The sequence below is a fragment of the Vagococcus sp. JNUCC 83 genome, from assembly GCF_053667615.1.
The window spans coordinates 1,432,802-1,446,717 of record NZ_CM132204.1 but is presented as its reverse complement, the minus strand read 5'-3'; the positions used below and the strand labels follow the sequence as shown (position 1 = coordinate 1,446,717).

The following is a 13,916-nucleotide window of genomic DNA, read 5'->3' as shown; positions in this document are numbered from 1 at the left end:
TAGATATAAAATATTGGAGGATATTATGAAAAAATCAGGAGTTATATTGTTTTCTTTGTTATTATTGGGACAACCATTAACAACTATAGCAGTTGGTACAACACCAAATAGTTCATCGATGAGTAGTGGAATAGAAGTAGAATCTCAAACAAGTAGTTCTAGTATTCCAGTTGAATCAGTTAAAGACACTTCAGAATCAACTACAATTGAAAGTACGCAAGACAAAGAAGATAGTCAGAACACTACATCTGCAGAAGAAGAATATCAAAAAATGGCGGAATTAGCATTAACAGCTCAAACACCAGAAGAACAAGAAAAAGTATTACAGTATATTAAAGACAATACTGATTATGCTTCAAGTGGTCCATTCTTTGGAATGATGAGTCGTGCATCAAGAAAATTAGGTGTTGCTGAATATATGGGAACAACTAAGGCGAAATTATTAAAGGAATTACAAAGTCATGAACGTGATAATTTCTATCTTGGAACACCTTTTAGAAGTATTTGGATACCAAGTGAGCAAAACATGAGTCCTAACGGTGCTCCTAACCGTTTTGGTCCAGGAATGAATTGTACAGGGTTTGTTGCTACGGCATTTAAACGATCTGGTGGAGATTTAGGTCAGATTACTCGAGTAGCAAATGCCTGGGGAGATGTAGCAAATGCTTATAATTGGAGAGATGCTTTAAGTAGAAATACTGAGTATTATGAGTTTAATTCAGTTTCTCAGTTATTATCTAGTGGTAAAGCTGAAAAAGGAGATATTCTTTACTTTGAACCGGATTATTCTATACCAGGTTATGATCCCCATATTGGCTTTTTCTGGGGAAGTACATCTAGTGAGAATAAGATGTGGCACTCATATGATAAAAATAGAATGAGCAATATAAAAGCTGGTAGACCATGGACTAAAATTTTATTATTCAAACTAGGATCTAATAAAAATGATATTATTAGTGAGCAAAACATGAACGTACAACGTTTTATTAATACTAATGGGGCAGACGTATACTCTAGACCCTACCAATCTGGGGATAATAGAAAACAAACAACAAATGGGCTTAAAGGAAAACAGGTCACAGTAACTAAACAAGTGGAAAATGGGTATGGAGTATGGCAAGAATTTACGTACAACGAAGCAGGGAAAAATGTTAATGGATGGATAAAGTCAAATGAATTTAGCGACTATATTAACAAACAAAGTTATTCAGAAAAACTTATTTTAAAAGGAAATACAGCTTATGTTTATTCTGATCCATATTATCCAGGCGTAAATACACTAAATATTTTACGGAATGAACAGTATAAGCCTGTGTCAATTACTCATAAAGCAACATCTGGTTATGGGGATTGGTATTATGGCTCAACAGTAGTGGATGGAAGAAGAATAACGGGTTGGATGAAGTCAACAGATTTTATTAATGACTTTAGTCAGTTGAACACGAAGTAGTGTTCAACAAAAAAACCACGCGTAATGCGCGTGGAGGAAATAGCTTTAGCGTTAAGAAACTCCTTTCGATATACTAAATAGTGGCTACCAACCGCTATAAGAGAACCGAAAGGAGTTTCTTTATGTCTAATGACGATAAAATTCTATCACATACAAGATGGAATTGTAAGTATCATTTAGTCTTTACCCCAAAATATAGAAGAAAAGTGATATATGGGGAATTGAGAAAATATATAGGTAAAATTTTAAGAAAATTATGCGATATGAAAAATGTCGAAATAATAGAGGCTCATGCAATGCCAGATCATATACATATGCTAGTAAGAATTCCACCAAAGGAATCAGTTTCAGGATTTATGGGATTTCTAAAAGGAAGAAGCGCTGTGCTAATTCATGAGCAACATGGAAATTTGAAATATAAGTATGGAAATAGAAGTTTTTGGTCGAAAGGCTATTATGTTAGCACAGTAGGTTTAAATCAAAAGACAATACAAAAATATATTCGAGAACAAGAAGCAGATGACAGAGTAAGAGATAGTATAAGTAAACGAGAATATATGGATCCATTTAAAAAATAAAAGTCTTCTCAAATAGCGGTTGTCAGTCTTTTAAAAGCCCTCTTTAGAGGGTATGCGAGTAGTGAGCCCTTCTAGGGCTATTAAAAAGCCACCCGTTTTCACGGGTGGATAGTTACTAAACAATCACCATCCGTATCTATGAATAAAAAGTTTGTTGTGACTCAAAAAAATGGTGATATTTACGATGGCCCATTTTTGTCTGAATCTGAAACGCGTAAAATTGGTTCAACAGCAGATTTATATAAACAAAGTGTTGTGTTTACTGAAAAAGTTACGACTGGCTACGGAGAATGGTATAAAACAATTTTATCAGATGGTAGGTCAGGTTGGATAAAGTCAACAGATTTAAGCTATTACAGTGATTATGACAATACTTCGGGCAGTCTTTATTTAAATCGTAATTACGCTGAAGTATACAATGAACCATATAGAGGTAGCCAAACTAAAACAGTTGATGAATTAAATAATATGGAAAATGCTTACTTCACCTATACAGAGAAAGCTACAACATCATATGGTACCTGGTATAATGGTACAATCATACGTAATGGGAAGAAAATAAATGGATGGATAAAATCAACAGACTTAAGTACTAGCTATAGCTCTAGTAAGTTGAATGAGACACGTGAAGTTACTAATGTGACGAATGGTGACATTTACGATAGTCCTTATAACGATGGAGTGACTAAAAAAATTGGTTCTACATCAGCTATTACCAATAAAAATGTAAAAGTCACAGAAGAGGTAAAAAATCCTAGAGGATTATGGTATAAAGCAATATTTAGCATGGAAAATCAGGAAATGACAGGTTGGGTAAAATCAACAGATTTGAGCTACTACACTAACTATGATGTAGTAGAAGGACAATTTTACATTAACAAAGATTATGGGGAAGTATATAATGAACCATATAGAAAAGACAGCACAAAGACTATTACAGATTTAAAAGGTATGCAAAATGTTCCTTTTGTATATACAGAGAAAGCTACAACCGATTATGGTACTTGGTATAAAGGTAGCTTTTACAAAAATAAGAAAAAAGTGACAGGTTGGGTAAAATCAACTGATTTAAATCAAAAATATGTGGCGCTTAATGTGAATGAAACAAAAGAAATAAAAACAAACGTTGCTCATATCTATGATACACCATACAATGATTTTTATACTAAAAAAATTGGTACAACTGCTAATTTAAAAGGTGATAAAATAAAAGTCTCAAAATCTGTAAAAACACCAAGTGGACAGTGGTTTGAATCAGAGTTTACAATTGACGGTGAACAAACGCAAGGTTGGATAAAATCTAGTGATTTAAAATAGGACATACTGAATGATGCTAAGAAGTTATAGGGGATAAATTTCTCTATAGCTTCTTTTTGTTTTTTTTTACTTCTAATAAAAAAATAATTTCATGTAAGCCTATTCTTTATAAACTCTACATTGACAGTCTTTTATTGCAGCTATAAAATAAGTTCAGACGTTTTACAAGTAGGGGTGTTGGCGTCAAAGAATTGGGGGAAAATAAGTTGGGAATGACTGTGTTTAATGAAACAATCGTGTTGATTTTTTTTATGTTTGTAGGTGTTTGGTTAAATAAACGAGGAAAATATTCACCTGGGGCTAATATTTATATTGGGTACCTATTAACCACCGTTGCACTACCAGCAGCTATTATTAATAGTTTTCAAGTTGATAAAAGTGACAAATTACTTATAATGATGCGACAAACAGCTATTTATACTTTTATTATGATTATTGCAACATTATTAGTAACATATTTAATCGCAACAATATTTAGAAAAAAAGGAATGTTACGCAGTCTATGGACAGTTAGTTTAACGTTTTCTAATATCTTATTTATAGGGATACCTATTGTTGGTAAATTATATGGTGAGGTTGGTTTGATTGTTCTAGTTGTGTGTAATACAGTAACTAGCTTGTTTTTATTCACTGTTGGAATCATGTTTTTATCCAATAGTAGAGAAATTAGAATGAGAAGTATTATTACGACACCAGCTATTATCGCTGCAGTTGTCGGATTTTTATTGTTTATGGTTGGTGTTAAGTTACCCAAACCTATTCATACGTTTAATACCGATTTATCGATTATGACAGCTTCCTTATCAATGATTATTAATGGTAGTTTGTTCTCACAAGTGAAATTAAAAGAACTGTTCTTCAATAAAGATAACTTACAATTTTTATTTGTCAGAGCAATTATTATACCGATTATATTTATTCCAATATTAAAAGTATTTATTTCAGATCCAATTATTTTAGGTGTGTTAGTATTACTTGCTTCAATGCCAGTGGGGTCTTTGGATGCTATTTTGGCTGAAGAATATGCTGGTGAAGGAACGAAAGTATCACAATACATTGCACTAACGACCGTCACGAGTATGGTTACATTACCAATTATTATGTCATTGATATAGTGAAAAAAGTATCTGAAAAGATGCTTTTTTTATTTTATGGTATACTTCTTAAAAATAACTATGGAGGTAACTGACAATGATTTATACACGATTGGCTGAAAAAAAAGATATGTCACTAATTGAAACAATCATCGATGAAGCTAAAGAAGTTTTGCGAAAAAATGGTAGCCCCCAGTGGCAAGAGGGTAAACCAAATAAAGAAATGATCATCTCAGATATGGAAAATAAATTTGGTTATGTATTAATTTATCAAGGAAACATTGTAGGTTATCTAGCAATGATTAATCAAGAAGATGAGGATTACAAGATATTAGATAATTGGGAGAAAAAAGATAATTATGTAGTGATTCATCGTGTAGCGATTTCTTCTGACTATCAAGGAAAAGGGCTAGCAAATTATTTCTTTTCAAATATTATAAGTATTGCCATAAGTAAAGGGTATTCATCTATTAGAATTGATACTCATCGTGTAAATTTGAGTATGCAACACTTGCTAAAAAAGTTTAAGTTTGTCTATCGTGGCATTGTTTTTGTGGAGTCTGATATTGATGGTGAGCGATTTGCCTATGAATTATTAATGGAAGATTGATGGAAACATATAAAAATAGCTAAATATTTGCTAAAATCGATTATAGTATCAGAGTGTTTTTTTTGATGTTAACTATAATCGCTTTTTTAACGAATTGATGGAGGAATACAAATGAAAATAGTAATTGTTGGAGGTTCTTTTGCAGGCATTCATTGTGCGCTTAAAACAAAGGAACTACATCCATCTTTTGAGGTTATTTTATTAGAAAAGAAAGAAAAAATAGGCTATATACCAAGTGGATTGTCAATGGTTTTAATTGAAGAAATCAGTTCATTAGATGATGCTTATTTTATGGATAAAGAAAAAATAGAAAAAATGGGAATTGGAGTATTAACCAATACTGAGGTGTTTTCTTACAATTTTGGTGAGAAGACAATAATGACAAATAATGGTCAAGAAAATTATGATAAATTAGTTCTTGCTACAGGATCATCACAAAAATCAGCTAAAATGGATGACATATACAATCACATGATGACATACAAAGACAAAGAATCTGCAGAATTGACTTTACATCGGCTTAACGAGGTAGATGAAGTGATAGTCATCGGTGCTGGTCAAGCAGGGATGGAACTTGCGAGTGGATTGGTTAATCAAGGGAAAAAAGTGGATATTATTGAAACGATGGATTATCCATTGTATAAGTATTTTGATAAAGATTTTTTAGAATCGTTTTATACAAAAACAGGGGATATAGAAAATTTAACCTTTCATTTTAGTGAGACAGTGAAGGAAATTAATGAATCTGAATTAGTATTATCAAGTGGAAACACAGTGGATATATCAAAAAAACTTATATTGAGCGCTAACAGCGTTCGTCCAGAGTTGTCTATTTTTAAAGATCAGCTTAGAGCAAACAGTGACAATACCTTATACGTTGATGATTATTTGGAAACATCTATTTCGAATGTTTACGCTATAGGTGACTTGATTCAAGTGCCAAGTTTTCTGTTTAATACCAGAATTTATGCGCCACTAATTGTTAATGCTGTTCAGACGAGTATCACGTGTGCAAAAAATATTATGGAAAAGAATGAACCACTTAGACCAATGTTAAAAACAATAGGTATTAAATTATTTGATTATTATCTAGCGAGCACTGGATTAATGGAATCTGAGAGTTTTTTATATGAAGCACCAGTTAACAGTGTGATACTTAAGTTACCACTATCAACCATTAAAAAAAATACGGTTAATGTAAAATTAGTTTATGATAGTTTAAATTATCAATTACTTGGCGTCCAATTGATATCTAAAGAACCGATACTCGATAAGATAAATACGTTTGCGTTAATGATTAAAGAGGAAATTGATATAAGAACGTTAAGTCAGTTACCTCATTTTTACAATGCTGTTTTTGCTAATACGTCACTAGATTTTTCCGATGTGTTTGAAAAAGGGGATGAGTGTCGTGAGGTTTGAGGAGTTACTTGAAAAAAAAGAAGCGAAACAATTGATGATGCTTAAATTCTTGATGTTAAAGGGTGGTACGTGTGATGTTTCAACTCTCGTTAAGGAATTAGAAATCAGTAAATCTTCCCTTGAAACATATATTGAAGATGTTCTATGGATAAATAAAGTTTATGAATCATTAGCCAAGTTATCCTATGATGGTGTAAATATTAGCTTAGAGTTGGCACCGAGTTTTTCAATAACGATGATTGAAACGTTATTTTATAAACAGTCAATTAAATATCAAATTATGGATTATTTATACCATCATTTTGAGTATTCAACAGTGGCATTAACAAGTCGTATCGGAATTAGTGAATCAACACTATTTCGTAAAATTAAAGAATTAAATGTCTCTCTAAAAGAATTTGGATTAACAATTTGGCAAGGAAAATTAGTTGGAGAAGAAAGCCAAATTAGGTATTTTTATTATCTTTTTTACTGGTACCTAGATGATTATAACAATAAAGAGGTCTCATTGAAGCAACAGTCACTTATTCAAGCAATTGAAAGAGGATTAGATGTTTCATTTTCTAAGCAAAATGTAAAGCGGATAAATCTTTGGTTGATTATCTCTAAAAAGAGAATTAGCTATTCTGTGCCTATTTATACAGTACTAAAAGAACATATGATTCCTTATGAGAAAGATACACTGTATTTGGAATTAAAATCAATCGTCCTACGCGTATTAGGTCACTATGCTGTTGAAATTGATGAAGAGGAAGCAATGATACATTTTTGCTTTTTAATGAGTTTTCAGTCATTGTCACAAAAAGATTTCTATAAATACACCATTTTAAGGTCTAAATTTAGTCCAGTGGGATTAGTTGATACATTTATTTTAGAATCATTAATTTTATATTATGCCCCACTTAAACTGTCACACCAATTAGAAAATCAAGTCAATTATTACTTATCTCGTATTCATTACAGGTTATATTTTTTTAGAGGTATTATAGAGGTTCTTTCACGCGATTATATATTTGAAACAGAAAAAGACTGGTCAGCACATGTTATACAACCTTTAATAAATTCTTTATTTGATTCTATTGAAGGCGATTATTTAGGACTTACTAAAGAGGAAAATAGCTCACTTATTGAGTATGCAAAATTACAATATTTACATGTGATTGCTTTAATTGATAGTCAAATTAATCGTACGGTGACAATTGGCGTGAAATTGATATTAGAAGATGTGTACCAAGAAGTCGCAACAACTCGTTTAATCAAAGAAATCAATTGTTTAAATGGAGTAACTTGTTCAGAGTATGATAAAGATAAAACATATGATTTAGTGATTAGTAATAAGGCTTTACAAAATATAAAATCTGAGATTTATTTATTATCTGAGTTAGGGACCATGTACGATGTTATCCATATTACACAATTAATTAGAGAAATTTCAACTCGTAAAATGGGCAAAGAACTTAATCTAAAGAAAATTCATATATAATTGGTATAACTAGTATTTAGTTGTAAACAAACACGAAACAGTCAATAATTTTTAAAATTAAATAAATATTGACTGTTTGTTTTATAAAAAAAAGGGTAGAATGAATCTATCGAAAAGAAAACGCTATCTTAAGTGTTTAGGAGGAATTATCATGACAGAAAAAACGTATATTATGGCTATAGATCAAGGCACAACAAGTTCTAGAGCAATTATTTTTGATAAAGCTGGAAAAAGTGTTGGGAGCTCGCAAAAAGAATTTACACAAATCTTCCCTGAATCTGGATGGGTAGAACATAATGCCAATGAAATTTGGAATTCCGTACAATCAGTCATTGCTGGCGCTTTAATTGAGTCAGGTGTTCGACCAACACAAATTAAAGGTATAGGTATTACAAATCAACGAGAAACAACAGTCATTTGGGATAGAAAAACTGGTAAACCAATATATAATGCAGTGGTATGGCAATCAAGACAATCTGCTCCATTAGCTGAAAAGTTAAATGAAGACGGTTACGCAGATATGATTCATAAAAAAACTGGATTAGTGGTCGATGCCTATTTTTCAGCAACTAAAGTTCGTTGGATTTTAGATCATGTTGAGGGAGCACAAGAAAGAGCTGAAAAAGGTGAATTAGCTTTTGGAACAATTGATACGTGGTTATTATGGAAATTAACAAACGGTGTAACTCACGTAACAGATTATTCAAATGCTGCAAGAACAATGATGTATAACATCCATGATTTAACATGGGATGATGATATTTTAGAATTATTAAACATTCCAAAATCATTGTTGCCAGAAGTAAAAAGCAACTCAGAAATTTATGGTTACACACAAAGTTTCCACTTCTATGGAAGTGAAGTACCAATTGCTGGTATGGCAGGGGATCAACAAGCAGCCTTATTTGGTCAATTAGCCTTTGAAGAAGGTTCTATCAAAAATACCTATGGAACTGGTGCATTTATCGTGATGAATACAGGTGAAACACCACAACTATCAGATAATAAATTATTAACAACAATTGGTTATGGCATCAACGGTAAAGTTTATTACGCTTTAGAAGGTAGTATCTTTGTTGCTGGATCAGCTGTTCAATGGTTAAGAGATGGCTTACGTATGATTGATTCATCTGCTGAATCAGAACAATTAGCCAATGAATCAACTAGTGACAATAGTGTCTATGTTGTCCCGGCATTTACCGGATTAGGTGCTCCGTACTGGGATTCAGAAGCTCGTGGTGCAGTATTTGGTTTAACACGTGGTACGACAAAAGAAGACTTTGTCAAAGCAACTTTACAAGCAATTGCTTATCAATCAAAAGATGTCATTGATACAATGCAAAAAGATGCTGGTGTGAAAATTCCATTGATTAAAGTTGATGGTGGAGCAGCTAACAATAATTCATTGCTACAATTCCAAGCAGATATATTAGATATCAATGTACAACGCGCGTCAAATCTTGAAACAACCGCACTAGGAGCAGCGTACTTAGCTGGTTTAGCTGTTGGATTTTGGAAAGACTTAGATGAATTGAAGGAATTTACTCAAGAAGGCGAAACCTTTACACCTAATATGTCTGAAGAAGAACGGACTGAATTGTATGAAGGTTGGAAAGAAGCTGTGAAAGCAACACAAATGTTTAAACGAATTAAATAACTTAAGGACTGATAAAAATGAGTTTTTCTTTAAAAACAAGACAAGAATGTATCAACTATTTAAAAAATCATTCTGTTGATGTATTAATTATTGGTGGGGGGATTACAGGAGCGGGTCTGGCATTGCAGACCGCGGCTTCTGGGATGAATACAGCATTGGTTGAAATGCAAGATTTTGCTGAAGGAACATCTTCTCGCTCAACAAAGTTAGTTCATGGCGGAATCAGATATTTAAAAACCTTTGATGTCGAAGTAGTTTCGGATACTGTGAATGAACGTGCAAATGTGCAAAAGATAGCTCCTCATATTCCGAAACCAAATCCGATGTTGTTACCAATCTATGATGAGCCGAATAATACTTTTTCATTGTTCTCACTTAAAGTAGCAATGGATTTATATGATCAATTAGCTCATGTTACTGGGACAAAATACGAAAATAGATTATTAACAAAAGAAGAAGTGTTAGAAGTCAGCCCTCATTTATCTAAAGAAAAACTTCTTGGTGGTGGTATCTATCTTGATTTTAAAAACAACGATGCAAGGTTAGTGATAGAAAATATCAAAAAAGCACATGAAGATGGAGCATATTTGTTAAGTAAAACAAAAGTAACAGGGGTTATCTATGATGATACAGGTAAAATTTCAGGTGTCCATGTTACTGATATGTTAACTAATGAAAGCTATGACATTCATGCTAATGTTGTAGTAAATACGACTGGTCCATGGAGTGATACCATTCGTAATTTATCAAAAGATGATAGTGTGACTAGTCAGATGAGACCGACAAAAGGTGTTCACTTGGTTGTTGATTATGATAAGTTACCAGTGATTCAACCCGTTTATTTTGATACAGGTCTTTCGGATGGTCGTATGGTATTTGTTATTCCAAGAGAAAACAAAACATACTTTGGAACGACAGATACAGACTATACTGGGGATCTAATGAATCCAACAGTGACACAAGAAGATGTTGATTATCTATTAAAAGTTGTCAATAATAGATTCCCAGATAGACATATCACTTTATCTGATATTGAAGCTAGTTGGGCAGGACTTAGACCATTGATCTCAGGAAATGCTGGTTCAGATTATAATGGTGGATCAAACACAAAATTATCTGATGAAAGTTTAGATTTGGTTATCCAATCTGTAAAAGAATTTGAGTCTGGTGAAGGTTCTAAAGAAACTATCGAAAAAACTATCAAACAAGTGAAAACAAGTAGTGGAGAAAAAGAAGTTTCTTCATCATCTGTTTCTCGTGGAAGTAGTTTAGATGTTACAAGTGATGGATTAGTAACATTAGCTGGTGGGAAAATTACTGATTATCGTTTGATGGCTGAAGGGGCACTTGAAGTGATTGCTTCTCTATTAAAAGAGCAATTTAATAAAGAATATACGTTAGTAGACTCAAAAAATTATCCTGTTTCTGGTGGTGAGTTTGATGCTACTAAGGTTGGTGAAATGACAGAAGAATTTACTAAAATTGCCAAAGAAGTTGGCTTATCCGAAGCTGAGGCAGAAGATATTGCTAATCTATATGGTGCAAATACTAAGAAAGTTGTATCGTATACTTCTGCTAATTTTTCAGGCTTATCAAAAGCTGAGTCAATGAGTTTAATGTATGCGCTTGAAGAAGAGTTGACGCTGACACCCGTTGATTATGTGTTACGTCGTACGAACTATTTGTTGTTCAAACGTAACCGCTTAGAAGAAATTAAAGAAGCTATTATTATTGCAATGTCTGAATATTTTAATTGGACAAAAGCAGAAACGGAACATTATAAAAAAGAGTTAGAAAAGGAAATGTCTAAATCAAATTTAGATGATTTAAAGACAGAAGGGTGAGAATACAATGGATGCGACAAATTTACAAATTTTTAGTGAGTTTTTAGGAACATTAATATTGGTATTACTTGGAGATGGCGTTGTTGCAGCAGTCAGCTTGAACAAAAGTAAAGCTCAAGGTGCTGGATGGGTTGCTGTTACACTAGGATGGGGAGCAGCAGTTACCATTGCTGTGTATGTATCCGGATTTATGGGACCAGCTCATTTAAATCCTGCGGTTACTCTAGGTTTAGCTATTGCTGGTGATTTTTCTTGGAATTTGGTTTTACCATTCTTTATCGCTCAGGTACTTGGTGGGATAGTGGGTGCTATCTTTGTCTGGATAACATACTTACCACACTTTGAAGCAACAAAAGATGAAGCTGTTATTTTAGGTACTTTTGCAACAGGGCCTGCGATTAGAAATTATGCGTCAAATGTAGTGACTGAGGCTATTGGAACATTTGTGTTAGTATTTGGATTATTATCATTTGGACAAAATACATTTGCTGACGGTTTTAATCCAGTTGTTGTTGGTATTTTGATTTTATCACTTGGGTTATCACTTGGAGGACCAACAGGTTATGCTATTAACCCAGCCCGTGACTTAGGGCCACGTATTGCTCATCAAATTTTGCCAATCAAAAATAAAGGTGGTTCTGATTGGGGCTACTCATGGGTACCAATTGTTGGACCATTAGTTGGTGGCGCGTTAGCAGCAGCTGTCTGGATGATGATCCCATTATAGAAATAAAATTAATAGAAACTGTTAGAGTAGATCATTCTAGTCTGACAGTTTTTTTAATATAAAAAATATACTAGTTTTGTGTTATTAACTTGTATTTGTTTTACAAATAACTCATAATATAAACAAAGATGTTACTTATAAAGAGGTTGTAACCTTTTGTATAAAAATTATTGTTAGGGGACAAAGAAATGAAAAAAATTACACCATATATATTATTATCAACGTTAGTATGTCAAAGTTTATCGGTAGGTAGCATTGTACAAGCTAATGAAATAAATAAATCGGATAATGAATTAGTTAGTCAAGAAGTATCAGAAACATCGACTAATGTTGAGGAAAGTGTTCTAGATGCAAATCAAGAATCTACTAATGTTGGTATGACTGAAGAAACATCAGAAGACAAACCGGAAGAGAAGCCGGAGCAAAAACCGGAAGAGAAGCCAGAATCAAAACCAGAAGAGAAGCCAGAATCAAAACCAGAAGAGAAGCCAGAATCAAAACCAGAAGAGAAGCCAGAATCAAAACCAGAAGAGAAGCCAGAATCAAAACCAGAAGAGAAGCCAGAACAAAGACCGGAAGAGAAACCGGAACAAAAACCAGAAGAGAAGCCAGAGCAAAAAACAGAAGAGAAACCAGAGCAAAAACCAGAAGCAAAACCAGTTACTAGTGTTCCTGCACAATCTGATAATGTTTATTTTGGGGATACAAGTGTTGTAACAGTAAATAAAGATAATTCTCCTATCACTTTTGCTGTGACAAAAACGACGCAAGAGTTTATCAATGAGATTGGTGAGGCTGCTAGAAAAATTGGTCAAGAATATGATTTATACGCATCTGTTATGATCGCACAAGCTATTTTGGAATCAGGTAGTGGTCAAAGTTCTTTATCGACGCATCCAAATTATAATCTTTTTGGGATAAAAGGAGAATACAAAGGAGAGTCAGCACCGTTTTATACACTAGAAGATAATGGGGCTGGCCAACTATACGGTATTCATGCCAAATTTAGAAAATACCCTTCAGTAAAAGAATCGCTAGAAGACTATGCGGAATTAATGAAAAAAGGTATTTCTTCAAATGAAGATTTTTATAAAGGCGCAAGTAAAAAAGAAGCAAAAACTTACAAAGAAGCCACAGCTTATTTAACAGGACGTTATGCAACTGATACGAGATACGATGAAAAATTAAATGCGTTGATAGACACATACGACTTAACCTATTTTGATCAGGCAGTAAAAAAAGGAAAACGTGTGACAAAAGACAATAGAGAAATCGATACATATGAGATTATGAACCCAGAGACTAAAAAAACGGCTTATTTTGCTTTACCTTTAGATGAAAAATATGTAATTTCTAGTCCATTTGGCTATAGAGGAAGTGAACATCATGATGGTATTGACTTGGCTATAGCAGCTAACACACCAGTTTTAGCATCTAGTGATGGCGTAGTTGTTGGTACAGGATTTGATCCTTCAGCAGGTAATTACGTGATTATTAAACATATGAATGATTTGTACACAAATTATTTCCATCTTAATGCAATAAATGTCTCTCTTGGTGAAAAAATAACAAGTGGAAATGTTATTGGATTAGTAGGTAGTACAGGTAATTCAACAGGAAGTCATTTACATTTTGGTATTAGTACAGATATGTGGAAACATTATTTAAATCCATCTTCATATTTTGATTTTTAAATAACAATTATTTTTAGAGGGTTATCATTTTCGTTTTTTG

At 32.9% G+C, this 13,916-nt stretch carries 11 protein-coding genes; all 11 read left to right on the top strand.

Annotated features, from left to right (window positions below; translation table 11 throughout):
- Positions 1 to 25 precede the first annotated feature (25 nt).
- The 11 genes from JNUCC83_RS06980 (at position 26) to JNUCC83_RS06930 (ending at position 13,876) form a co-directional block, all read left to right on the top strand.
- Positions 26 to 1,450 (top strand): GW dipeptide domain-containing protein, encoded by a 1,425-nt coding sequence (locus JNUCC83_RS06980; protein ID WP_454459336.1) that lies wholly within the window; start codon positions 26 to 28, stop codon positions 1,448 to 1,450.
- 122 nt (positions 1,451 to 1,572) lie between these two features.
- The gene (gene tnpA / locus JNUCC83_RS06975) at positions 1,573 to 2,028 is read left to right on the top strand and encodes an IS200/IS605 family transposase (protein WP_454459335.1); all 456 of its coding nucleotides are present in this window, start codon (positions 1,573 to 1,575) and stop codon (positions 2,026 to 2,028) included.
- 138 nt (positions 2,029 to 2,166) lie between these two features.
- Entirely contained in the window at positions 2,167 to 3,345 is a 1,179-nt protein-coding gene (locus JNUCC83_RS06970) for a GW dipeptide domain-containing protein (RefSeq protein WP_454459334.1), read from the top strand.
- A gap of 212 nt (positions 3,346 to 3,557) precedes the next feature.
- Entirely contained in the window at positions 3,558 to 4,460 is a 903-nt protein-coding gene (locus tag JNUCC83_RS06965; RefSeq protein WP_454459333.1) for an AEC family transporter, read from the top strand.
- 76 nt (positions 4,461 to 4,536) lie between these two features.
- Positions 4,537 to 5,049, top strand: a complete 513-nt coding sequence (locus tag JNUCC83_RS06960) for a GNAT family N-acetyltransferase (protein ID WP_454459332.1) — start codon at positions 4,537 to 4,539, stop codon at positions 5,047 to 5,049.
- A gap of 111 nt (positions 5,050 to 5,160) precedes the next feature.
- Complete coding sequence (locus JNUCC83_RS06955; protein WP_454459331.1) at positions 5,161 to 6,471, top strand: NAD(P)/FAD-dependent oxidoreductase; 1,311 nt, start codon at positions 5,161 to 5,163, stop codon at positions 6,469 to 6,471.
- A complete protein-coding gene (locus JNUCC83_RS06950) occupies positions 6,461 to 7,954 on the top strand; it encodes a helix-turn-helix domain-containing protein (RefSeq protein ID WP_454459330.1) in 1,494 nt (497 codons plus the stop codon). Before JNUCC83_RS06955 ends, JNUCC83_RS06950 begins: the two co-directional genes overlap by 11 nt.
- Positions 7,955 to 8,105: 151 nt before the next feature.
- Positions 8,106 to 9,611, top strand: a complete 1,506-nt coding sequence (gene glpK / locus JNUCC83_RS06945; protein ID WP_454459329.1) for a glycerol kinase GlpK — start codon at positions 8,106 to 8,108, stop codon at positions 9,609 to 9,611.
- A 17-nt stretch (positions 9,612 to 9,628) separates the two neighbouring features.
- The gene (glpO, locus tag JNUCC83_RS06940; protein ID WP_454459328.1) at positions 9,629 to 11,455 is read left to right on the top strand and encodes a type 1 glycerol-3-phosphate oxidase; all 1,827 of its coding nucleotides are present in this window, start codon (positions 9,629 to 9,631) and stop codon (positions 11,453 to 11,455) included.
- Positions 11,456 to 11,462: 7 nt separating this feature from the next.
- Positions 11,463 to 12,182, top strand: coding sequence for an MIP/aquaporin family protein (locus JNUCC83_RS06935; RefSeq protein WP_454459327.1), 720 nt, complete (start codon positions 11,463 to 11,465; stop codon positions 12,180 to 12,182).
- Between the two features lie 188 nt (positions 12,183 to 12,370).
- Complete coding sequence (locus JNUCC83_RS06930; protein ID WP_454459326.1) at positions 12,371 to 13,876, top strand: M23 family metallopeptidase; 1,506 nt, start codon at positions 12,371 to 12,373, stop codon at positions 13,874 to 13,876.
- Positions 13,877 to 13,916: the final 40 nt, after the last annotated feature.

Bases quoted from the DNA above. Each gene is read 5' to 3' on its own strand.
- JNUCC83_RS06980 (WP_454459336.1), top strand. From the start codon at position 26: ATGAAAAAATCAGGAGTTATATTGTTTTCTTTGTTATTATTGGGACAA.
- tnpA (WP_454459335.1), top strand. From the start codon at position 1,573: ATGTCTAATGACGATAAAATTCTATCACATACAAGATGGAATTGTAAG.
- JNUCC83_RS06970 (WP_454459334.1), top strand. From the start codon at position 2,167: ATGAATAAAAAGTTTGTTGTGACTCAAAAAAATGGTGATATTTACGAT.
- JNUCC83_RS06965 (WP_454459333.1), top strand. From the start codon at position 3,558: ATGACTGTGTTTAATGAAACAATCGTGTTGATTTTTTTTATGTTTGTA.
- JNUCC83_RS06960 (WP_454459332.1), top strand. From the start codon at position 4,537: ATGATTTATACACGATTGGCTGAAAAAAAAGATATGTCACTAATTGAA.
- JNUCC83_RS06955 (WP_454459331.1), top strand. From the start codon at position 5,161: ATGAAAATAGTAATTGTTGGAGGTTCTTTTGCAGGCATTCATTGTGCG.
- glpK (WP_454459329.1), top strand. From the start codon at position 8,106: ATGACAGAAAAAACGTATATTATGGCTATAGATCAAGGCACAACAAGT.
- glpO (WP_454459328.1), top strand. From the start codon at position 9,629: ATGAGTTTTTCTTTAAAAACAAGACAAGAATGTATCAACTATTTAAAA.
- JNUCC83_RS06935 (WP_454459327.1), top strand. From the start codon at position 11,463: ATGGATGCGACAAATTTACAAATTTTTAGTGAGTTTTTAGGAACATTA.
- JNUCC83_RS06930 (WP_454459326.1), top strand. From the start codon at position 12,371: ATGAAAAAAATTACACCATATATATTATTATCAACGTTAGTATGTCAA.